This is a genomic window from Pseudomonas sp. B21128 (genome assembly GCF_044218865.1).
GTDB lineage: Bacteria > Pseudomonadota > Gammaproteobacteria > Pseudomonadales > Pseudomonadaceae > Aquipseudomonas > Aquipseudomonas iridis.
This window is the reverse complement of record NZ_CP162590.1, coordinates 2,904,825-2,927,143: the sequence shown is the minus strand read 5'-3', so window position 1 is coordinate 2,927,143 and position 22,319 is coordinate 2,904,825. Positions and strand designations below refer to the sequence as shown.

Genomic DNA, 22,319 nt, shown 5'->3' with positions numbered 1-22,319 from the left:
TGTTGATCTTGATCTAAAAGGCCCGTCGGCAGGCTGAGTGTAGGGGTTCATCCGGGGAAGACATCGAAAGGAGGTGCAGCGAAGCAAACCGGAATCGATGCCCCGGATGGATCCCGGAGCGAAGGAACCCCGAGCCCCAGCGAGTGGGCCGAACGTCAGGGCAAAGCCTTTTGGGTTACCTTTTCGGCGTCTGGAAAAGGTGACTCGCCGTAAGGGCGAAACCCTAAGCCGCCATAACCGCAGCAACGGATATACACCCCCACCCCAACCCCAACCCAAAAACCAAAACCAAAACCAAAACCCCGGTCAAAACTCAAACCGCAGGAAAGTGAATCCTGAACGCCGCCCCCCCCATCGGCGAATCCCCCAACATCAACTTCGCGTTATAGCTCTCAATAATATCCTTCACCACCGCCAACCCGATCCCCTGCCCCGGATGCTGACGATCCAGGCGCTCACCACGCTCCAGAATCCGCGCCCGCTGATCCGGCGGCACACCCGGCCCATCATCCTCAACACACAACTCAACCCCGGTCAGGCTCTCACGCACACTGATGCGCACCTCACCCAGACAAAGCCGATAAGCGTTCTCCAGCAAATTCCCCATCATCTCCAGCAAGGCGCCCTGCTCGATCGGCACATAACAATGCTCGGGCAGATCAAACACCACCCGCACACGCTTATCGCGATACACCTTGTCCAACGTATCGCACAGACTTTGCAGCACCGGACGCAACCGCACCTGATGCCGCACCAGCCCACTTTTACGCAAACTCGCCCGCTGCAGCTGATAACTGATCTGCTGACTCATGCGCTCAATCTGACTCTGCAGAACCCAGGCCTGATCGACGTCTTTAGGCCGCTGAGCCATGTCCTCACTGACGCCTTGCAACACCGCCAACGGCGTTTTCAGGCTGTGCGCCAAATCATCCAGAGAATCGCGATAACGGCTGCGCTGCTGACGCTCGCTCAGCAGCAAACGGTTCAGCGAGCCTGTCAGGCGCAGCAGTTCGCGCGGGTGTTGTTCGGTAAGGCTTTCGCGAGTACCGGTTTCGATTTCGTCGAGTTCCTGACTGAGTTGGCGCAAGGCTTTCAGGCCCCAGGTCAGGCCAATCCACAACAGAGCCAGCAACACCAGCAAGGCTGCGCCGAAGCCCAGATAGAGATTTTCGCGCAGGCCTTCGAGGGTGGTTTCGTACTCGCGCACCGGTTGCAGGGCGACGATGCTGAACGCCGCACTTTTGCCGCCGAGCAGTTTGACTTCGACGTCGTAAACGAAGAACTCCTGGCCATTGGCTTCGCGTATCCGCGCGAACTCATTGCCGAGTCCGTCGTAACGCGGCTTGTAGTTGATCTGTTCTTCCTGAGTCGCTCTGGAACGCCAGACCAGGTGCCCTTCACGGTCGTAGATGTAACCGAGCAAACGGAAGTCGGTGAGGTTGAAACGCTCATCGGGCAACTGCGACGGCATCATCAGTCGCCCGTTTTCAACGCGCGCGGCAGAGATCAGCGTGGTGACGTCCGAAGCCAGGCGTTGCTCGATCGAATCCTGCAAGGCAAGGCTGAATGCGCCTTGCATCGCCGGCAGCAGGGCAAGCATGAACAACACCGCCAACGTGGTGGCGGCGAGCATCAGTCGAACGCGAAGGGAACGAATCAAGTGCAGCGCTCATTGAACAGGTAACCGAGGCCCCGCACGGTATCGATCGGCTTGAACCCGGCCGGGCCTTCGAGTTTGCGGCGCAAGCGGCCGACCAGCACTTCGATCACATTTGGATCGCGCTCGTCGTCGTCCGGATAGAGCTGCTCCATCAAGCGATCCTTGGGCACCACTTGCTGGTGATGGCGCATGAGGTATTCAAGGATGCGGTATTCGTAAGCGGTCAGCGCCAGCGGTTGCTCATCGAGGCTCGCCTGTTTGCGATTGAGATCAAGCAACAGCGGGCCGGCAACGATGGTCGACTGGGTGAAGCCGCTGGAACGGCGCAGCAAGGCATTCAGGCGCGCGTCGAGCTCTTCGAACTGGAACGGTTTGACCACGTAATCATCGGCACCAGCGGCGAGGCCTTCGACCTTGTCCTGCCAGTTACCGCGCGCGGTGAGGATCAGGATCGGAAAGGTCTTGCCGCCTGAGCGCAACTGACGAATCAGGTCGAGACCGCCCATGCCCGGCAGACCGAGATCGATCACCGCCAGGTCAAAGTTGAACTGGCCGGTCTGGTACAGCGCCTCTTCAGCATTGGCCACGGACTCAACCACGTGACCGCTCTCCGTCAGGCGGGTTTGCAGGTGATGGCGCAACAGCGCTTCATCTTCGACGACCAATAGCTTCATGACGCTCTCCCGGGCAAATCAGAAATCTCCAAAAACACACCGGTGGGAGCGAGCTTGCTCGCGAAGGCGGATAGTCAGTCAACGAAGATGTTGAATGAACCATCGCTTTCGCGAGCCAGCTCGCTCCCACAGTGTTCTACGGCGAATCACACTTTAGAAAAAGTAGTTGGCCGACAAGTACGTCTGCGCGCTGCTGGTCAGGTCCAGCGAGCCTTGCTTGCTGCCACCGCGTTCGCTCATCTCGGTGCTGGCATTGCTGCGCAGGTAACGGTAACCGAGTTCCACCGACGTGTTTTGCGAAACTTGCTGCATCACACCGAACTGGCCGCCGACTGCATAGCCGATGTCGCTGTCACGGCTAAAGCCTGGGGATTCCTGAGTCAGCTTGGTCAGACCCGCCGTCGCGCCGCCGAACAGTTTGGTGCTGCTGCCCACCGGGTAGAACAGATCGTAGCTGCCCAGCAGGTTTTCCTGACGCAGTTTAATGCCATCGTGCGAACCGGACACGTTGTCGTAGGTGGCGTAGTAGCGACCTTGCGAGTTTTGCTGACCGAGGCGTACGCCGTAGGTGTTGTTGCCGTCGATCGCGCCAGTGGCGTTCGGGTGATCAAGGTTATCGTTCAGTGCGTGGGACTTTTTGATCTTGTCGCTCGTCTGGCCGAAAGTCAGGCCAGCGAAGTTGGAAGGGGTGTCGGCATGGGCCGCGATGCTGGCGCTCATTACGGTCAATGCCAGCAGCAGTTTGTTTAAACGAGTCATGGTATTTCCTCTTTCACAGTGCTGTTTGGGTATGGCGCAAGGTTACTGACCCTCCCCTGTACCGACCCTGAACGCTCTCTGAACCTGACCTGAACCAAATCGACTAGGCTGTTTTGACCACTTATCAATAAGGAGACCACCATGCGCCTGTTCCTCGCCCTCACGTTGCTCGCTGTCAGCAGCCTCACCCAGGCTGCGATCAAGACTGAGGAAATCCCCTACCAGAGCGCCGACGGCACGAAGCTGATCGGTTACTACGCCTACGACGACGCCATCAAAGGCAAACGCCCGGGGATCGTCGTGGTGCATGAGTGGTGGGGCCTGAACGATTACGCCAAGCGCCGCGCGCGGGATCTGGCCGAACTCGGTTACAGCGCGCTGGCGATCGATATGTACGGCGAAGGCAAGAACACCGAGCACCCGAAAGATGCGATGGCGTTCATGCAGGCAGCGACCGCGGACGCCGCGGCGGCCAGCAAGCGTTTCGAAGCCGGGCTGGATGTACTGAAGAAACAGCCGCAGACCGACGTGAACAAACTGGCGGCCATCGGTTACTGCTTCGGCGGTGCGGTGGTGTTGAACGCGGCGCGTCAGGGTGTGCCGTTGGCGGGTGTGGTGAGTTTCCACGGCGCACTGGCAACCAAAACCCCGGCCACGCCTGGCAGTGTGAAAGCGAAGATTCTGGTGGAGCATGGCGCGCTCGACAGCATGGTCACACCTGACGCCGTTACCGCGTTCAAGGCGGAAATGGACAAGGCTGGCGCTGACTATAAGTTTGTCAGCCTGGACGGTGCCAAGCATGGTTTCAGCAATCCGGATGCTGATCGCCTGAGTCATGGCGAACACGGTGGCCCGGATATCGGCTACAACAAGGCCGCCGATGAAAAATCCTGGGCGGACATGAAAGCGTTTTTCGAAAAACTATTTGGCTGACCTGAAAGACCGCGGCGCGGCCTTCGCGAGCAGGCTCGCTCCCACTTTGAATCTGCGTTGATCACAAATTCTCTGTGGAAGCGAGCCTGCTCGCGAAAGCCGCACCACTGATCTCGACCTTGTCCCGACTAACCGGCAAAATGCCCGTCATGAATCCAACTCCAGCCCTCCCCGCCTGTTGCACCCCGCTCGATGCTCACTGGCCGTTGCCGACGGTATTGCCCGACACGGTGCTGCTCAGCACCCATTTCGATCCGTCACAACTGCTTGGCAATGACTTCCAGCGTAGCGCCATCGAGCCGCCGCCGAGTATTCAGCGTTCGGTGGCCAAGCGGCAGGCGGAGTTTCTCGCGGGGCGCATCTGTGCCCGCGCGGCGTTGCAGCAACTTCAGGGTAGCGGCGTGGTTCCGCCAATTGGCGAAGATCGCGCGCCGGTCTGGCCAGCGCACATCTGCGGCTCGATCACCCACAGCACCGGCCGCGCGGCGGCGATTGTCGCCAACAAGCAGCATTGGCGCGGTTTGGGCATGGACCTGGAAAACCTGCTCAACCGCGAACGCGCCGAGCGCCTGGCCGGAGAAATTCTGACCGCGCCGGAAATGCAGCGCATGGCTGCGGCATCGCCGGATCAAACGGCCCTGTGGGTGACACTGACGTTTTCGGTGAAAGAGAGTTTGTTCAAGGCGCTCTACCCGATCGTGCAGAAGCGCTTTTACTTTGAGCACGCCGAGGTGCTGGAGTGGACCGAGGCGGGCTCCGTCCGGTTGCGCTTGTTGACCGATCTGTCGGCTGAGTGGCGAAACGGCACGGAGCTGGATGCCCAGTTCGGGGTGCAGGATGGTCAGTTGTTGAGTCTGGTCAGCATCAAGGCCTGAGATTATTGTTGGCTGATGGGGCCTCATCGCTGGCAAGCCAGCTCCCACAGTGTTGGTGATAGACACAGATATTGTGGACTCACCTCAAACCTCACACCTTTGACTGAATTTATGGATCCACCTCATACCTGTGGCTGAACTTATTGGCCCACCTCACACCTGTGGCTGAGTTTATGGTCCCACCCCACACCTGTGGGAGCTGGCTTGCCAGCGATGGGGCCAGCCGGCCAGCTCAAGACTCAGCGGCGCTCCTGATTTCTCGGCCAACTCAAACTGAAGCAAGCCCCACCCAGGCTTTTGCTTTTGCCAATGATCGCCCGGCCGTCATGCCAATGGATGATCCGCCGCACAATCGATAACCCCAAGCCATGCCCGCCCGACGCCCGCGTGCGACTGTCATCCAGACGTAGAAACGGCGTGAAAATCCGTTCCCACGCCACCTCCGGCACACCCGGCCCGTCATCTTCGATATCGACCCGACAACGCAATTGCCCGACCTGATAACTCACCGTGACTTTCGAGTGCGCGTGGCGCATCGCGTTACCCACCAGATTCTGCAGGGCGCGGTGCAGATACCGAGGCTCAGCCTCAACCCAGGCATCATCGTTGTCGGCAGCCGACAGGCACAACCCACGCTGCACCGTGACCTCGGCGCGCAACGGCGCCAGTTCTTCGATCACCTGATTGACCAGTGCGTCCAGGTCAATGCGCTGAAACGTCAGCGCCGGTGAACCCTGCTCCAGCCGCGCGTAGGTGAGCATTTCATCGACCAGCTTATCGAGGTCCTCAATGTCGTGATCCATGCCTTCACGGTACTTTTCCAGTGCTTGCGGGGTGGTCGCCGAGCCGATCATCTCCAGGCCGAAACGCAGGCGCGCCACCGGCGTGCGCAATTCGTGGGACACCGCGCGCACCAGTTCGCGCTGGATCGCCAGCAACTGCTGCAAGTGCTCGGCCATGCCATTGAACGCCGAAGCCAGGCGCCCGACCGAGTCGGCACCGCGCGCCGGCACGCGGGTTTCCAGGCTGCCCTTGGCGATGCGCGTGGCCGCTGCTTCGAGACCGCGCAAACGCCGCTCCAACTGACGCACCAATAGATAAACAATGAGGCCGATCAAACTCAGGCCGAGCGCGGCGATCAGCACCAGCCATTCCGGCGGGTACGGATTCATCTGATACAACGGGCCGATTTCCAGCACCCACGGCGTGCCGACCATGCCGGCAAAGACCCGGATCGAATCGCCGCCCTTGCCCAGCGCCATCACCGTATCGCCCTCGGACACGCGCCGGCTCTGGTCTTCATCCATGTCGGCGTCATTGATCGTGACCAGCCGCAGGTCAAAACCAAAACCCTTGTCTTTCTTTATCTGCGCCAGCCGTTTCGGTTGCTCGGCCACGGGCACGCGCACCAGTTCATCAGCCAGCAGGTAAATCGTCGCCCGGGCCAGTTGCTCGCTGATCTGCTGCACTTCGCCGGTGAGGACGATTTGCTCCTTGTTGCTGACCAGTCGATAGACTTTCGCTGCATGCGGCCCGGTCTGTTCGACCAGCGCCTGGCCGCGCTGCACCCGGGCGCGCTGGGACAGATCGAGATCGGTTTCGGCAAATGTCTTCAGCGCCAGCGGAATCCCCAGCAGTCGTTCCCACACCAGCAGCGCACGATGGCGCTCGGTTTCGTTCATCGGTTGCAGGTTGTCAGCCATCAGCGAGAACGTGCCATGGGCCAGACGCTCGCGATATTGTTCGCTGCGCACCTGATTGAGCAGGTGCAGCGCCAGCACACCGAGCACCGCCACCAGAATCAGCGCTGCGCACATGCCGCCGTAAATGCGCAGAAAGATCGAGTTCACAGCGTCAGGTCTACGCAGGCTTCAGGGACAAACAGGTAGCCTTTGCTGCGGATGGTCTTGATCAGACGCGGGTGATCGGGGTCATCACCGATTTTCGGGCGGATGCGCGAGATACGCACATCGATCGAACGGTCCTGGCCGTCGTAACCGATGCCACGCAGCGCAGTGAAGATTTCCTCCCGCGACAGGATGCGCCCGGCGTTGGACACCAGCAGCCACAGCAGATCGAATTCGGCGCTGGTCAGCTCGATGCCGTTGTCGCTCAGCCAGGCCTCGCGCAAGGCGTTGTCGACCACCAGCGGACCGAATTGCAGGCGACGGCTTTTCTCCGCGCTCGGCTCGGGTGTGTCACTGCGTCGCAGCAATGCCTGAATGCGTGCCAGCAACAATCGCGGACGCACCGGTTTGCACACGTAATCGTCGGCACCGAGGTCAAGCCCCTGGATCTGGTCGGCATCGTCGGTGCGCGCGGTCAGCATCAGGATGGGCCCGTCATAACGGTCGCGCACCTTGCGGCAGATCGTCAGGCCATCTTCACCGGGGAGCATCAGATCGAGGATCACCAGATCCGGCTGCTCGGCGATGATCCGCGCCGCCGCCAGCGCGCCGTTGCCTTCGATTTCCACGCGCAATCCATTGGCTTGCAAGTAGTCCCGAGTGAGTTCGGCCAGACGTTGATCATCCTCGACTATCAATATCTGAAAGGCTTGTTGCTCCACCGGTGACCTCTGCTTGCTGTTTTTATTAATAGAAGGAAATGCCAGGGACAACACTATCCCTGTGGGAGCGAGCTTGCGCGCGAAAGCGGTGGATCAGTCGACAATAATGTGGGATTCGCCGACGCCTTCGCGAGCAAGCTCGCTCCCACAGATTCTCTGGATCCTCCCGTTCATTTGTCATGTTGTTGGAGGATAAGAATGCCTGCGCGTGAGCCGATTGTATAAACGGCGTACAGCCAGAACACAAGTCGGTAAATGCGTTCGGACAAGGCCGGATTTTGTGATAGGGTTCGCGCCCTTAAAAAACCGCTGAAGCGATTTTGTCGGCGGCAAAACAGTGACAAACGGTCTAGGTCAGCAGGTTCGCGGCCTACACGGGAATTCCAGGTTTCTTACACAATTTACGCACAGGTTTATCCACAGTCCGTACGTTGCAACACCCCTTAAAACGCATTATCTTGTAGCACGGCGAAAACAGAGACCCTACATGTAGGGTTTTTGCCTTAATAGCCCAACCACATTTCAGAGCTGAAACTCAAGCGATTTATGGTGAGTTTCAGCTTGGACACAGCAAGTTTTTCGAAGACCAGACCGCACCGGCGGACGGCACCGTTTTTATAGCCCCGAACGGGCAAAACGGTATGGGTGTTGCAGTCATTACTGTCATCCGAAAGGAATCCGGTTCGAGCCTGTGCTCGCAACCAGAAACTTCGGCAAGGATGCGGCGTCGTAGCCTTTTTCCTACTGCTCCGAAGTTGTGAATGCCGACTCTCGTCGGTTGTAGTGCTTCGGGACAGAACGGTGAGCACCATGATGGTGCCCAAACAAACATAGAGAATGTGGAGACAATCCCTCATGCAAACCGACACAACTCGCGAGAACCCGCAGGGCACCTTGCCGCAGGCCGCTGATTCGAATTCGGATCTGGCAGCCACCGCGCCTGGTCAACTGCGCGTGATCAAGCGTAATGGCACTGTCGTTCCTTACACCGATGACAAGATCACCGTCGCTATCACCAAAGCGTTTCTCGCAGTTGAGGGCGGCACCGCTGCCGCTTCGTCGCGAATCCACGACACCGTTGCCCGCCTGACCGAACAGGTCACCGCGACCTTCAAGCGTCGCATGCCTTCGGGCGGCACCATCCACATCGAAGAAATCCAGGACCAGGTCGAACTGGCCCTGATGCGTGCCGGTGAGCAGAAAGTCGCTCGCGACTACGTGATCTACCGCGACGGTCGTTCGAAAGAACGCGCGGCCCACGCCCCGGCCGAAGAAGCCGTCAACGCGCATCCGTCGATCCGCATCACCCGTGCCGACGGCAGCCTGGCGCCGCTGGACATGGGTCGCCTGAACACCATCGTCACCGAAGCTTGCGAAGGCCTGGCTGAAGTCGACGGCGACCTGATCCAGCGCGAAACCCTGAAAAACCTGTACGACGGCGTGGCCCTGACCGACGTCAACACCGCCCTGGTGATGACCGCCCGTACGCTGGTCGAGCGCGAGCCGAACTACTCGTTCGTGACCGCCCGCCTGCTGATGGACACCCTGCGTGCCGAAGGCCTGAACTTCCTGGAAGTGGCCGAGAGCGCCACTCACCACGAAATGGCCGACCTGTACGCCAAGGCCCTGCCGGCTTACATCGCCAAAGGTATCGAGTTCGAACTGCTGAACCCTGTGCTGGCCACCTTCGACCTGGAGAAACTGGGCAAGGCGATCAACCACGAGCGCGATCAGCAATTCACCTACCTGGGCCTGCAGACCCTGTACGACCGCTACTTCATCCACAAGGATGGCGTGCGTTTCGAACTGCCGCAGATCTTCTTCATGCGCGTGGCCATGGGCCTGGCGATCGAAGAGAAGAACAAAGAAGACCGTGCGATCGAGTTCTACAATCTGCTGTCCTCGTTCGACTACATGGCTTCGACGCCGACCCTGTTCAACGCCGGTACCCTGCGTCCTCAGCTGTCGAGCTGCTACCTGACCACCGTGCCGGATGACCTGTCGGGCATTTACCACGCGATTCACGACAACGCCATGTTGTCGAAATTTGCTGGCGGCCTGGGCAACGACTGGACCCCGGTCCGTGCGCTGGGTTCGTACATCAAAGGCACCAACGGCAAGTCGCAAGGCGTGGTTCCGTTCCTCAAGGTCGTGAACGACACCGCCGTAGCCGTTAACCAGGGTGGCAAGCGCAAGGGCGCTGTGTGTGCTTACCTGGAAACCTGGCACATGGACATCGAAGAGTTCATCGAGCTGCGCAAGAACACCGGTGATGATCGTCGTCGTACCCACGACATGAACACCGCCAACTGGATCCCTGACCTGTTCATGAAGCGCGTCTTCGATGACGGTCCGTGGACCCTGTTCTCGCCATCCGAAGTACCGGATCTGCACGACCTGACCGGCAAGGCATTCGAAGAGCGTTACGAATACTACGAAGCGCTGTCCCAGTACCCGGGCAAGATCAAGCTGTTCAAGACCATCCAGGCCAAAGACCTGTGGCGTAAAATGCTGTCCATGCTCTTCGAAACCGGCCACCCATGGCTGACCTTCAAAGACCCGTGCAACCTGCGTAGCCCGCAGCAGCACGTCGGCGTGGTTCACAGCTCGAACCTGTGCACCGAGATCACCTTGAACACCAACAAGGACGAGATCGCGGTCTGCAACCTGGGCTCGATCAACCTGCCGAACCACATCGTCGACGGCAAGCTAGACACCGTTAAACTGCAACGCACCGTGAACACCGCCGTGCGCATGCTCGATAACGTGATCGACATCAACTACTACTCGGTACCGCAGGCGAAGAACTCCAACTTCCGCCACCGTCCGGTGGGTCTGGGCATCATGGGCTTCCAGGACGCTTTGTACCTGCAGCACATCGCCTACGGCTCCGACGCTGCCGTCGAGTTCGCCGACAAGTCGATGGAAGCGGTCAGCTACTACGCCATCCAGGCCTCTTGCGACCTGGCTGACGAGCGCGGCGCTTACGAGACGTTCCAGGGTTCGCTGTGGTCCAAAGGCATCCTGCCGCTGGATTCGCAACAGATCCTGATCGAACAACGCGGCCAGAAGTACATCGACGTTGACCTGAACGAATCCCTGGACTGGGCACCGGTTCGCGCCCGTGTACAGAAAGGCATTCGTAACTCCAACATCATGGCCATCGCACCGACCGCGACCATCGCCAACATCACCGGCGTATCGCAGTCGATCGAACCGACCTACCAGAACCTGTATGTGAAATCGAACCTGTCGGGCGAATTCACCGTGATCAACCCGTACCTGGTTCGCGACCTCAAGGCGCGCGGTCTGTGGGACTCGGTCATGATCAACGACCTGAAGTACTACGACGGTTCGGTTCAGCAGATCGAGCGCATCCCGCAAGAACTCAAAGAGCTCTACGCAACCGCGTTCGAAGTGGACACCAAGTGGATCGTTGACGCGGCCAGCCGTCGTCAGAAGTGGATCGACCAGGCCCAGTCGCTGAACCTGTACATCGCCGGCGCATCGGGCAAGAAGCTGGACGTGACCTACCGCATGGCTTGGTACCGTGGCCTGAAAACCACTTACTACCTCCGTGCCCTGGCCGCGACCAGCACCGAGAAGTCGACCATCAACACCGGCAAGCTGAACGCGGTTTCCAGCGGCGGCAACCACGGTGAAGATTCGGTCCTGGCAGCTCCGGCCGGTCCTGCTCCAGTGCCAAAGGCTTGCGCGATTGACGAGCCGGATTGCGAAGCTTGCCAATAAGCTGAGCTGACTCAGGCGTTGCGAAACGCCTGATTCTTCCAGGCAAAAGAACCCCCGACAGACTTTTGGTTTGTCGGGGGTTTTGTTTTTTTGGGGTTGGGGGCATCGCCTTCGCTCGGTGTGCTGAAGGGGCAAAAGATCAAAAGCCCCTCACCCTAGCCCTCTCCCCGAGGGAGAGGGGACTGACCGTGGTGATGGGTAGAGACATACCGAGGTGAGTACCGAGTCGAGTTCAAGCTCTGAATAGCCAACAAGTCCGCTCCCTCCTCCTCGGGAGATGGCCGAACGTGAGGGCACAGACCTTTGGTTACTTTGGACTGGGCCGGCACTCCGGCGCTTGCCAAAGTGACCCGGACGTCAGGGCACAACCTCAAGCAGCCATCATCGCAGCAACGGATATCCCCCGCCCCCAAAACCGCCACCCACAAAAAAGCCCCTCAAAAAGAGGGGCTCCCTTTACAGCCAAAAACCCAGAATCAAGCCATCTGAATAATGGTCTGCATGATCGTGCTCTGAGTCGAAATCGTTTTCGCGTTCGCCTGATAGTTCGATTGACCCTTGATCAAATCAACCAGCTCATTGGTCAGGTTAACGTTCGACTCTTCCAGCGAGTTGGACTGAATGGAACCCAGAGTACCGGTTTTCGGAGCGTCGTAACCCGGAATACCCGAAGCAAAGGTTTCTTTCCAGCTAGTACCACCAACAGCCTGCAAACCCTGCTCGTTAGTGAAACTGGCCAATGCAACCTGGCCGATGGCTTTGCTTTGATTGTTACTGAAGTTGGCAAACAGCGTACCGGTGCCGTCGATGGTCAGGTTGGTGATCTGGCCAGTGGCGTAACCATCCTGAGTCGGAATCGTACGCGAGTTGTCCGCGTTGTACTGGGTGGTCTTGGCCATCGAAATGGTCACACCCGCCGGGTTTGCTGCTGCGCCGTTAGGAACAAAGTTACCGTTGATCACATTACCCGGCACCCAGCCTGTCATCTTCAGGTCGCTGCTGATGATCGGATTGGCCGGATCTGCCGGGTTTGGTGTGCTGACCTGAGTCAACTTGCCTGCAGAGTCAAAGGTCAGGGTCGATGCCACTGGCGGAGTGGTTTTTGGATCGCTACCCGTTGCATCCGGGTTACGACCGTCGACCAACGTGTACACCTTCCAGGTGTTCTCGCCCGTCTTCACCACATACTGATCCATGTCGTGCTTGTTGCCCTGCGTATCATAGATCGGGGTGCTGAACGACTTGGTGTAGGTCTCGACCTTGGACGGATCGAACTTGACGGCGGTGGCGCCAGTATCAACGATCACGGGGGACGAAGAGTTCAAGTTGATGCTCGATCCAACGGCCGAAGTCGACTTCGGTGCCAGGTTCGAGGTGTCGATTTTCAGATCGGTCAACACGCCGTTGATGATCTTGCCGTTGGCATCCACACCGTAACCTTGCAGGCGCGAGGTGTAATCGGTGTTGGTGATGTAACCGGCATTGTCTACTTTGAACGTACCGGCACGGGTATAGGAGGTCGAGCCGTTATTGCTCATGGTGAAGAAACCCGAGCCGTTGATGCCCATGTCCAACACGTTACCGGTGTTGTTGATGTCACCCTGGGTGAACTGCTGCGAAACGTTGGCCAGACGCACACCGTTACCGATGACCTTGCTACCGCTGCCCAGTTTGGTCGCCGAATAGACGTCTTCAAACTCTGCACGGGAAGATTTGAATCCGGCAGTCGCGACGTTGGCGATGTTGTTGCCGGTCACGTCCAGTTGTTTGTTGGCTGCATAGAGACCGCTAAGGCCGATATTGAAAGACATATTCCACTCCTTTGTGCCGGTTAGTCGGCTCTATATACCAATGGTTTGTACTTTGGACAGGGCGACGGAGCCCTTGCCGGCCAGGTTGAGCATCAGCTCGCCGCCGGTCTGGCTGATCGTCACGCTGTTGACCGTGGCTGGCAGGTAAGTCGCCAGGTCCGTCGCGGCGCCGTTGATCGGTGCGTTGGCCTTGAAGGTGTAGGTACCGACGGGTACCACGGTGCCGCTGGTGTCCTTGCCATCCCACGTGAAACTGGCGGCGCCAGCGGCGCGGCTACCCAGGTCGAGGGTGCGCACCGTTTTGCCGTCCTTGTCGGTGATGGTCACGGTGCCTTCGGCGATGGACGATGGCACGTTTACCGAACCGGTCAGGCCTTTGGTCGGATCGTCGAGCTGTGCGGTGTTGGTCTGCACAATTACGTTGCGGCCAACCAGAGACGACGCCTGCAACGCTTGCGAAGAGTTGTAGTTGCCGGCCAGCCCGCTAACGGTGCTGTTGAGCGTGGTAATGCCTTCCAGGCTGCTGAACTGCGCCAACTGCGCAACGAATGCACTGTTGTCCTGCGGATCGAGCGGGTTCTGGTTTTTCAGCTGGGTGACCAGCAGTTGCAGAAACGCATCCTTGCCCAAGGCCTGGCCGCCGGTGGCGCTGTTGGTGGCCGAAGCGATGCCGCCCGAAGTTGTGCTGCTCGTCTTCTTCGTGGAGTTCGCCAGGATGTCGTTCATGCTGACGCCGCTGGTGGTATCGGTAACGCTCATGGCAGTCGCCCCTTATTACTGACCGAGGGTCAGTGCCTTCTGCATCATGGTTTTGGCGGTGTTCATCATTTCGGCGTTGGTCTGGAAGGACCGGCTCGCGGAAATCATGTCAGCCATTTCTTCCACCACGTTGACGTTCGGGTAGTAGACGTAGCCCTTGCCATCGGCAGCCGGATGGTTCGGCTCGTAGCGCGCTTCGAGGTTGCTCTGGTCTTCGACGACACCGAGTACCTGCACGCCCTGACCCGCAGCGTCCTGGTTCTGGAACAGCGAGTTGCTGCCGCCACTCTGGCCACCCTGGAACATGGTAGCGAATACCGGGTGACGGGCACGGTAGGTCTGGTCGATGCTCGACGAGACGGTCTCGGCGTTGGCGATGTTCGATGCCACGGTGTTCAGACGCGTGGTTTGTGCGCTCATGCCGCTGCCGGCAATGTTGAAAACGCTGGACAGGGACATGAATTACTCTCCGCGCAGGGCTGAAACCAGCCCTTTGAATTTGCTGTTGAGCAGGGTGAAGCTGGCCTGGAAGCCCACGGCGTTTTCCGCGTAGTTGGACTGTTCCAGTTGGGCGTCAACGGTGTTCTGGTCGATCGACGGTTGCATCGGCGTGCGATACAGCAGCGATTCGTCGCCATTACCCAGACCTTCAGCCTCGATGTGACGGCTATTGGTCATGTTCAGGGCGAAGTGGCCGCCGCTTTTGGTTTTCTCGGTCTGTGCTTCCAGCACTTTGGAGAAGTCCAGATCCCGAGCCTTGTAGTTCGGGGTATCGGCGTTGGCGATGTTGTTGGCCAGCACTTCGGCGCGTTGGGCGCGGAAGCCCAAAGCCTTTTCGTGAATGCCGAGCGCTTTATCGAAGCTGATGCTCATGTCGGGAACCTTCAGGTGACCGGTTTTTCGTAACTGAGCTTTAGCAAGCCGCGTGCCAATACAAGAAACCCCCGTAAACCGGGGCCTTGCGGGCTATCGGCAAAGCGGCAATGCCAGAAAAGCGGCAACCGGTTTCCGCCACATGCCGCTTTTCTGCCGCTTGCCCCTCCCCTCTATCAGCCAACACTGAATCCGTGGGAGCGGGCTTGCCCGCGATGGCGGTCTGTCTGTTCAATCTAAATCGACTGACACGACGCTATCGAGGGCAAGCCCGCTCCCACAGGTTGTTTCGGTGATTACGGATTAATCGCCAGGCACAAAAAACGGGAGCCCCTGAGGACTCCCGCTCTTGTGATGCCGATGCCGGTTACTTCGCCTGGTAAATGATTCCCGGGCTGCACTGAACCATCTTGTAATGATCCGGCAACCCGTTCAGCGCTTCGGAAGCGCCGAGGAACAGATAACCGCCTGGCTTCAATGTGCTGTGAATGCGCAACAGGATGTCTTTCTTCACTTCGGCAGAGAAGTAGATCAACACGTTGCGGCAGAACACGATGTCGAACTTGCCCAGCGCTGCATAGCTGTCGAGCAAGTTGAACGAGCGGAACTCCACCCGGTTCTTGATCGGCGCCTTGATCACCCAGCGACCCGGCCCTTTCGGGTCGAAATAACGCTGCAAGCGGTCGGCGGACAAACCGCGACCGATCGCCAGGCTGTCGTACTCGCCGGTCTTGCAGTTGTTCAGCATGAGACCGGACAAGTCCGTGGCAACGATCTGCACGCCCATCTTCAACTGACCAAGATTGCTGCGCTCGAACTCATCGATCGACATCGACAGCGAGTACGGTTCCTGACCCGACGAGCACGCCGCCGACCAGATCCGCAGACGCTGGTTGGGACTGGCCTTGATGGCTTCGGGCAGCACCTTGTTCTTCAAGACTTCAAACGGATAGGTGTCACGAAACCACAGGGTTTCGTTGGTCGTCATGGCATCGACCACCTGCTCGCGCAAACCGCTGCGTGGCTGGGTCTGGATGCGCTGAACCAACTCACCCAGGGATTTGATGCCTTGCACTTCCATCAGCTTGTTGAGACGGCTCGAGACCAGGTACTGCTTGTTTTCACCGAGCAAAATGCCACAGGCTTTTTCCAGGAATACCCGGAACTGTTCGAAATCCAAATTACCCGTAGACAATGATGCCGCCTCTTAAATCGTGTTGACCGCCAGGGGCAGAAGGCCCCTAGCTGATATCTGCTGCTTTGATCCGGTCGACTACCCGGGATGCCAGGTCATCAGGACGGAATTTGGCCAAAAAGTCATCGGCACCGACTTTCTTGACCATCGCCTGATTGAACACTCCCGACAACGAAGTATGCAGGATGATATGAAGCTTTTGCATGCGTGGGTCGCTGCGGATTTCCGCCGTCAGGGTGTACCCGTCCATCTCCGGCATCTCGATATCGGAGATCATCATCAGGAACTCTTCTTCCGGCTTCTTGCCCTCGTCGACCAGCTTGCGCAGGTAATCCAGCGCCTGCTTGCCGTCGTTCAACGCCACGACTTCAACGCCGACCGTCTGTAGACACCGCGAGACCTGCTTGCGTGCCACCGACGAGTCATCGACTGTCAGCACCCGCAGCGACAATGCTTTGGTCTGGGTCTCGACATCGACCACGCCGACCGAAATCGCTTCCGGCGTCGGTGCGACTTCCGCCAGCACTTTCTCGACGTCGATGATTTCGACTAACTGATTGTCCACCCGAGTCACAGCGGTCAGGTAATGATCGCGACCCGTGCCCTTGGGCGGCGGATGAATCTCTTCCCAGTTCATGTTGACGATGCGCTCCACCGAGCGGACCAGGAAACCCTGGGTCTTGGTGTTGTACTCCGTGATGATCACGAACGGGTTTTTCTTGTCTTTCAACGCACCGGAGCCGGTCGCCATTGCCAGATCAAGGATCGGAATGGTCGCCCCCCGAATACTTGCCACCCCGCACACGACAGGACTGGACTTGGGCATCAACGTCAGCGAAGGGCATTGCAGCACTTCCCGAACCTTGAACACGTTGATCCCGTAGAGCTGCTGACCGTCGAGACGGAACAACAACAGCTCCAGGCGATTCTGCCCTACCAGTTGCGTGCGCTGGTTCACCGAATCCATTACACCAGCCATGCCAGACTCCTAAACCAACGCCAAGTGTTGTTGCGACGCACATTCATTGCTAAACGGCACGGCGCTTGCTTTTTAACTCGTATGAACGCTCAAACGACATTTTTCCGACGCCTGACATCTTCCCTCCGCAGAGGGCTTTGCGCGGTGTCCGCCATTTACTGCTGTTTCGCTGGCAGCCCTGTCATTGCTGATGCGGTTACCCTGCCTGACATGCTTATCGGCGTCACTCAGGGCTTTCTTGAGTTCACCGTAGAAGACTATCTGGCAACCAGTCAAACGGAAGGCCGCTACGAAATCGAAGTGAACCAGCTGGATCCCCGCATGCGCATGCCTATGTGCGACAAGGAATTGACAGCCTCGCTGGAGAGTCCGGCACGTCCTTTGGGGCGGGTAACGGTCAAGATTCGCTGTGAGGGCGCGTCCCCCTGGACCGTGTTCGTACCCGCTCAAGTCCGCCTGTTTCGCGAGATTGTGACCACTACCCGGCCACTCAAGCGCGCCGGAATTATCGAGCCTCAGGACGTGACATTGCGCGAGCGCGATGTCAGCACAATCAACCAGGGTTTTTTGACGTCGGTAGACGAAGCGATCGGGCAGAAATTAACCCGACCAACGGTAGCCGATCAGGTCATTACCCTGGTGCATCTGGAACAGGCGGAAGTTGTGCGCAAAGGCGATCACGTGGTCATCATCGCCCGCAGCGGCACACTCGCCGTGCGCATGCCCGGTGAAGCCCTGGCCAATGGCGGCTTGAGAGAACAGATCCGGGTGAAAAACCTCAACTCGCAACGGGTCATCAAGGCGCAAGTCACCGCGCCGGGCCAAGTGGAAGTCGCCATGTAGAAGCCCTCGTGAGAAAACTGGCGCGGACCTCGTCGCTTCCCTAAACTGTGCCGCAGCAGGACACGCGCCGGCGCATGCAGACTCATTCGCAAATGGGCCTAAAGTTTTCCAGGGGATAGCCGAAAACATGGCAAGCGTCCAAATTCCCAGAGGTTTTTATCATGGTCATCGATTTCAGCCGTTTGAACAGCTCCTCGTCACTTACGGGCAGTACGCGTACCAGCAACGCCAAGGAAACCGCCGAAAACGGCACCTCCGCGCCGCTGAATACCCCGGCCGAATCGGCCAGTACCGCCAAAAGCGGGGAATCGGTACACCTCAGCAATGAGGCTCAACAGTTGCAGAAGGTCACTGACAAGCTGCGCGATCAACCTGCTGTCGACAAAGCCCGTGTGGCCGAGTTGAAAGCCGCGATTGCCGATGGCAGCTATAAAGTCGACAGCAACCGTGTAGCCAGCAAACTGCTCAACTTCGAAGCCCAGCGCTAGGCCTTCGCCTGCGCCAGGCTTTTGGACGCTTAAAACCCAAGGCCCGCCATGCACGACACCAATTTACTGCAACTGATCAACGACGACTTTGCTCCAGCTCAACAATTGCTGGAGTTACTGCAAACCGAGGCCCTCGCTTTGCACGGTCGCGACATGCCCTTGCTGGAAGAAATTCTGGCGCGCAAACAGGCATTGATCATTCTGCTTGAACAGCATGGCCGCAAGCGCAGCGAAATCCTCGCCAGCCTGAACCTGCCGACTGACCGCACAGGGCTCGAGCAACTGGCCAGCCAGTCGAGCATTGGCGAGCAGTTGATGACGCAGGGCGATGCCCTCACTGACCTCATCAGCCAGTGTCAGGCAGCCAACGCCAAGAACGGCCAGTCGATCCAGATCCAGCAGGCCGCGACGTCCAATCAGTTGAAAATCCTCACCGGGGGCGAACCGCCAGCGCTGTATGACGCCAGCGGCACGTTCGCCAGACCCGTCAAGCCGCGCACCTTCAGCCAGGCGTGAGCCATTCGATGTGCCTGCACTATCAACACGCGGAACATGCTGGCAAAATGCTGGCCATTCATCGTCAAATTTTGTCTGGAGATTGAGAGAACGTGCCAAACGCCCTAAGCGCGGATGATGCTCCGCAGCCCCCTAAGGTGCTCACCACGCCACTGGAAATCTCCAGCAACCTGCGTCAACTGCAAGACAGTCACGACCCGCTGATCATCACGTTCCATGAACGCAGCCAGCGCTTTCAGAGCTACCTGATCAAAGTCGACCGCGACAGCGCCTCGATTGCCCTGGACGAAATGATCCCGCGCGACGGCGAACGCTTTCTGCTCGCCGGCGAACCGTTCAGGGTTGAAGGCTTCCATGATGGCGTACGCATTGCCTGGGAATGCAACGGTACACTGAACATCGAAGAATCCGACGGCGACCGTTTTTACACCGGCGAACTGCCGAGCGAAGTGGTTTATCACCAGCGCCGCAACGCGTTTCGCGCAGCACTGAAACTGACCGATCTGGTCAGCGTTGAACTGGGTGGCGAAAAGCTCAAGGCACCGATTCAAGGCAAGCTGCTGGATATTTCCGCCACCGGTTGCAAACTGCGCTTTGAAGGCGACATCACTGACCGGCTGCAACTGGGCCAGGTCTACGACCGTATGATCGCCCCGCCACTGTTCGGCAACCAGCCGATTTCCGTCGAACTGCGTTATCTGCACTTCGAAGAAAAACTCAATATCACCTTCGCCGGCCTGCGCTTCCACAACATCAGTGGCCAGGCCGCGCGCAACGTCGAGCGTTTCGTCTATCAGTTGCAACGTGAAGCACGGCGTTTCGACAAAGACGATATGTGAATCGGTCGCGCCAATAAAAAGGGCAGTCCTTGACGGGACTGCCCTTTTTTATGCGCGACCGATTTTCAAGGTCTGGCGCCACTGATATCCGGCGTGGGGGTGTCGCTGTCCTCATCCGGGCTTGTTGCTGGTTCAGGCGCGGGTTCTTTTTCAGGCTCTGGATCCGGCTCTGGTTCCGGCGGCACCGGATTCTGCATCTGCTCCTGCACCACCTGCTCATCCACTCGCGGATCGAGCGCAGCGACCAGCGGCGAACTCGACATGCTGTCCGGCATCGCCACGTGATGCAGCGGCGCGTCGTCGACCTGATGCAGATTGGTCACGGCTTTCGGGCGGATTCGCCACACCAGCACCAGCGCAAAAAAGCTGAAGAACGCATACAGGCTCTGGCTGCCGAGAAACTTCATCAGCACACCCGCCAGCAGTGGCCCGATACTGGCGCCAACGCCGTAAGTGACCAGCAGCATCGCCGTCAGCGACACGCGCCGATCGCCCTCGACGTGGTCGTTGGAAAACGCCACCGCCAACGGATACAGGCAGAACTGCACCAGCGAACAGAAGAAGCCGACGACGAACAGCACCTCCAGCGGCACCTGCGGCAAGATCGCCAAGGGCAAGGCCGCCACCGCAAGAAAACCGGCGAAACAACGGATCAGCAACGCGCGGTCATAACGATCAGACAGCCAGCCCAACGGCCACTGCACCAGCAGTCCGGCAAAGATGCAGCTACCCATGAACAGACCGACCTGCTCGGTCGACAGTCCCTGCTGCGACGCATACAACGGTGCCAGACCGTAAAACGCGCCGATGATCAATCCCGCACCGAGCACCGTGCTCAACGACTGCGGCACCCGCTTGATAAAGAAGCGCGGCTCCATCGGCGCCGGATGAAGGGGCGCCGGGTGAATCCGCCGGGTCAGCGTCACCGGCACCAGACACAGGGCAAAGCACAGCGCGACCAGCATCAGCAGTTCCAGACCCAGCCCCGGGTGCATGACCAGAATCAGCTGACCGAGCACCAGCCCCAGGTACGAGGCAATCATGTAGCCGCTGAACACCAATCCACGTTGATTGGCATCGGCCTGCTCATTGAGCCAGCTCTCGATCACCATGTACTGGCACATCATGCCCAGACCGACGATGGTCCGCAGCACCAGCCACGCCGGCAACCAATCGACCATGCCGTGGCCAAGGACCGCCGCACCGACGATCCCGGCACACGCGGAATACGCCCGGATATGGCCGACCCGGGCGATCAACCGATGGCCGATCTTGCCGCCCAGCACCAGGCCGAAATAGTTGGCCGCCATCAGCGCACCGACCCACAGTCCGTCGACATTCTCGGCCGCCAGGCGCAACGCCAGATACGTAGACAAAAGGCCCGAGCCGATCAACATCATCAGCGAGGCGAAATACAGCGCTCGAAAGGATTTCCAGATTTGGCGCATCGGCGTTCCGAGCGGCTCCTTGCAGTAAAGATCGGGCTACCAGAACGATAGCCCGGTGACGATGGTACGTCAGGCCTGGGCTGCTAGAACACGCCGTTCCCAGGGAGTTATTTCATCAAAGAAGCTGGTCAGTTCCATGGTCTTCGAAGCGATGTAGCCTTCGATGAACTCCTGTCCAAACAGTTCCCTCGCCAATTGACTACGCTTCAGACGCTCAAGCGCGGCGTGCAAGGTACACGGCAGCGAAAGATTGTCCGGCACCTCGAACTCGCCCTGGATCGCTTCACTCGGCTCAAGCTCATGCTCGATGCCATGCAAACCGGCGGCCAGGCTGGCGGCGATCGCCAGATAGGGGTTGGCATCGGCGCCCGGCAAACGGTTTTCCACCCGACGAGCGACCGGCGCACTGGCCGGAATCCGCAACCCGGCCGCACGGTTATCGTGCGACCAGCAAGCATTGTTCGGCGACGCATACGGATGGCACAGACGCTGGTACGAGTTCACGTTGGGTGCAAACAGTGCGGTGAAATCAGCCATGCCCGCCTGCTGGCCGCCGATGAAGTGGCGGAACATCGCGGTCGGCTCGCCGTGAGGGTCACTGAAGACGTTTTTGCCCGTAGCGATGTCGACGATGCTCTGGTGAATATGCATCGAGCTGCCCGGCGTGTGCGCCAGCGGTTTGGCCATGCACACCACGGTCAAGCCGTGCTTGAGCGCGACTTCTTTAAGCAGATGCTTGAACAGGAACGTCTGGTCGGCCAACAGCAGCGGATCGCCATGCAGCAGGTTGATCTCGAACTGGCTGACGCCCATTTCATGCATGAAGGTATCGCGTGGCAAACCAAGGGCCGCCATGCATTTGTACACTTCGCTGAAGAACGGCCGCAGACCGTTATTGGAGCTGACGCTGAACGCCGACAAACCGTCCTCGCGCCGGCCATCGAGGCCGATTGGCGGGCGAAACGGTTGGGTTGGATCGGTGTTGGGCGCGAACACGAAGAACTCCAGCTCGGTCGCCACCACCGGTGCCAGGCCGCGCGCCGCGTAACGGGCGATGACGGCCTTGAGCTGACCGCGGGTCGACAGATTGGAGCTTTCGCCGGTCAGCTCATCAGCATCGCAGATCGCCAGGGCACGCGGCTCGTCGCTCCACGGCAAGCGATGAATCTGGCCTGGCTCGGCAATCAGCGCCAGGTCGCCGTCATCGCTGCCGTAAAACCGCGCCGGCGGATATCCCCCCATGATGCATTGCAGCAGCACTCCCCGCGCCAACTGCAAACGCCGCCCTTCGAGGAAACCCTCGGCAGTCATTACCTTGCCCCGTGGAACGCCGTTCAAATCCGGCGTG

20 protein-coding genes are annotated in these 22,319 nt (G+C 58.9%); 7 read left to right on the top strand and 13 right to left on the bottom strand.

Annotated features, from left to right (window positions below):
• Positions 1–313: 313 nt before the first annotated feature.
• The 3 genes from AB4P91_RS12980 to AB4P91_RS12970 form a co-directional block, all read right to left on the bottom strand.
• Entirely contained in the window at positions 314–1,660 is a 1,347-nt protein-coding gene (locus tag AB4P91_RS12980) for an ATP-binding protein (RefSeq protein WP_150592975.1), read from the bottom strand.
• Positions 1,657–2,334, bottom strand: coding sequence for a response regulator transcription factor (locus tag AB4P91_RS12975; protein ID WP_042560510.1), 678 nt, complete (start codon positions 2,332–2,334; stop codon positions 1,657–1,659). The genes AB4P91_RS12980 and AB4P91_RS12975 overlap by 4 nt, the downstream gene beginning before the upstream one ends.
• Positions 2,335–2,487: 153 nt before the next feature.
• Positions 2,488–3,093 carry a hypothetical protein gene (locus AB4P91_RS12970; RefSeq protein WP_395604909.1) on the bottom strand — a complete coding sequence of 202 codons (606 nt, stop codon included), beginning with the start codon at positions 3,091–3,093 and terminating at the stop codon, positions 2,488–2,490.
• 141 nt (positions 3,094–3,234) lie between these two features.
• Here AB4P91_RS12970 and AB4P91_RS12965 point away from each other — a divergent pair, with 141 nt between their 5' ends.
• Both AB4P91_RS12965 and AB4P91_RS12960 read left to right on the top strand, forming a co-directional pair.
• Positions 3,235–4,026, top strand: coding sequence for a dienelactone hydrolase family protein (locus AB4P91_RS12965; protein WP_395604908.1), 792 nt, complete (start codon positions 3,235–3,237; stop codon positions 4,024–4,026).
• A gap of 149 nt (positions 4,027–4,175) precedes the next feature.
• Entirely contained in the window at positions 4,176–4,901 is a 726-nt protein-coding gene (locus AB4P91_RS12960) for a 4'-phosphopantetheinyl transferase (protein WP_150592972.1), read from the top strand.
• Positions 4,902–5,140: 239 nt separating this feature from the next.
• On the opposite strand, the gene AB4P91_RS12955 is transcribed toward AB4P91_RS12960, so the two are convergent.
• The gene (locus AB4P91_RS12955; RefSeq protein WP_150592971.1) at positions 5,141–6,751 is read right to left on the bottom strand and encodes an ATP-binding protein; all 1,611 of its coding nucleotides are present in this window, start codon (positions 6,749–6,751) and stop codon (positions 5,141–5,143) included.
• Positions 6,748–7,470 carry a response regulator gene (locus tag AB4P91_RS12950; protein ID WP_042560515.1) on the bottom strand — a complete coding sequence of 241 codons (723 nt, stop codon included), beginning with the start codon at positions 7,468–7,470 and terminating at the stop codon, positions 6,748–6,750. Before AB4P91_RS12950 ends, AB4P91_RS12955 begins: the two co-directional genes overlap by 4 nt.
• Positions 7,471–8,325: 855 nt before the next feature.
• Between AB4P91_RS12950 and AB4P91_RS12945 the strand changes: the two genes are divergently transcribed.
• Positions 8,326–11,220, top strand: coding sequence for a ribonucleoside-diphosphate reductase subunit alpha (locus AB4P91_RS12945; RefSeq protein WP_042560516.1), 2,895 nt, complete (start codon positions 8,326–8,328; stop codon positions 11,218–11,220).
• Between the two features lie 476 nt (positions 11,221–11,696).
• On the opposite strand, the gene flgE is transcribed toward AB4P91_RS12945, so the two are convergent.
• From flgE to AB4P91_RS12915, 6 genes are all read right to left on the bottom strand, one after another.
• Positions 11,697–13,031, bottom strand: coding sequence for a flagellar hook protein FlgE (flgE, locus tag AB4P91_RS12940; RefSeq protein ID WP_150592969.1), 1,335 nt, complete (start codon positions 13,029–13,031; stop codon positions 11,697–11,699).
• A gap of 30 nt (positions 13,032–13,061) precedes the next feature.
• Positions 13,062–13,790 carry a flagellar hook assembly protein FlgD gene (gene flgD / locus AB4P91_RS12935; protein WP_395604907.1) on the bottom strand — a complete coding sequence of 243 codons (729 nt, stop codon included), beginning with the start codon at positions 13,788–13,790 and terminating at the stop codon, positions 13,062–13,064.
• A gap of 15 nt (positions 13,791–13,805) precedes the next feature.
• On the bottom strand, positions 13,806–14,249 hold the full coding sequence (flgC, locus tag AB4P91_RS12930) for a flagellar basal body rod protein FlgC (RefSeq protein ID WP_395604906.1): 444 nt from the start codon (positions 14,247–14,249) through the stop codon (positions 13,806–13,808).
• Positions 14,250–14,252: 3 nt separating this feature from the next.
• Positions 14,253–14,663, bottom strand: a complete 411-nt coding sequence (gene flgB / locus AB4P91_RS12925; RefSeq protein WP_042560520.1) for a flagellar basal body rod protein FlgB — start codon at positions 14,661–14,663, stop codon at positions 14,253–14,255.
• Positions 14,664–15,030: 367 nt separating this feature from the next.
• On the bottom strand, positions 15,031–15,858 hold the full coding sequence (gene cheR, locus AB4P91_RS12920; protein WP_150597778.1) for a protein-glutamate O-methyltransferase CheR: 828 nt from the start codon (positions 15,856–15,858) through the stop codon (positions 15,031–15,033).
• Positions 15,859–15,904: 46 nt separating this feature from the next.
• Positions 15,905–16,837, bottom strand: a complete 933-nt coding sequence (locus AB4P91_RS12915; protein ID WP_042560522.1) for a chemotaxis protein CheV — start codon at positions 16,835–16,837, stop codon at positions 15,905–15,907.
• Between the two features lie 81 nt (positions 16,838–16,918).
• Here AB4P91_RS12915 and flgA point away from each other — a divergent pair, with 81 nt between their 5' ends.
• From flgA to AB4P91_RS12895, 4 genes are all read left to right on the top strand, one after another.
• Positions 16,919–17,680, top strand: a complete 762-nt coding sequence (flgA, locus tag AB4P91_RS12910; RefSeq protein WP_395604905.1) for a flagellar basal body P-ring formation chaperone FlgA — start codon at positions 16,919–16,921, stop codon at positions 17,678–17,680.
• 161 nt (positions 17,681–17,841) lie between these two features.
• On the top strand, positions 17,842–18,168 hold the full coding sequence (gene flgM, locus AB4P91_RS12905; RefSeq protein ID WP_042560523.1) for a flagellar biosynthesis anti-sigma factor FlgM: 327 nt from the start codon (positions 17,842–17,844) through the stop codon (positions 18,166–18,168).
• 48 nt (positions 18,169–18,216) lie between these two features.
• On the top strand, positions 18,217–18,684 hold the full coding sequence (locus AB4P91_RS12900) for a flagella synthesis protein FlgN (RefSeq protein ID WP_042560524.1): 468 nt from the start codon (positions 18,217–18,219) through the stop codon (positions 18,682–18,684).
• 92 nt (positions 18,685–18,776) lie between these two features.
• Positions 18,777–19,523 (top strand): flagellar brake protein, encoded by a 747-nt coding sequence (locus AB4P91_RS12895; RefSeq protein WP_150592965.1) that lies wholly within the window; start codon positions 18,777–18,779, stop codon positions 19,521–19,523.
• Between the two features lie 65 nt (positions 19,524–19,588).
• On the opposite strand, the gene AB4P91_RS12890 is transcribed toward AB4P91_RS12895, so the two are convergent.
• Both AB4P91_RS12890 and AB4P91_RS12885 read right to left on the bottom strand, forming a co-directional pair.
• Complete coding sequence (locus tag AB4P91_RS12890; RefSeq protein WP_150592964.1) at positions 19,589–20,971, bottom strand: MFS transporter; 1,383 nt, start codon at positions 20,969–20,971, stop codon at positions 19,589–19,591.
• A 69-nt stretch (positions 20,972–21,040) separates the two neighbouring features.
• Positions 21,041–22,282, bottom strand: a complete 1,242-nt coding sequence (locus tag AB4P91_RS12885; protein WP_395604962.1) for a glutamine synthetase family protein — start codon at positions 22,280–22,282, stop codon at positions 21,041–21,043.
• Positions 22,283–22,319: the final 37 nt, after the last annotated feature.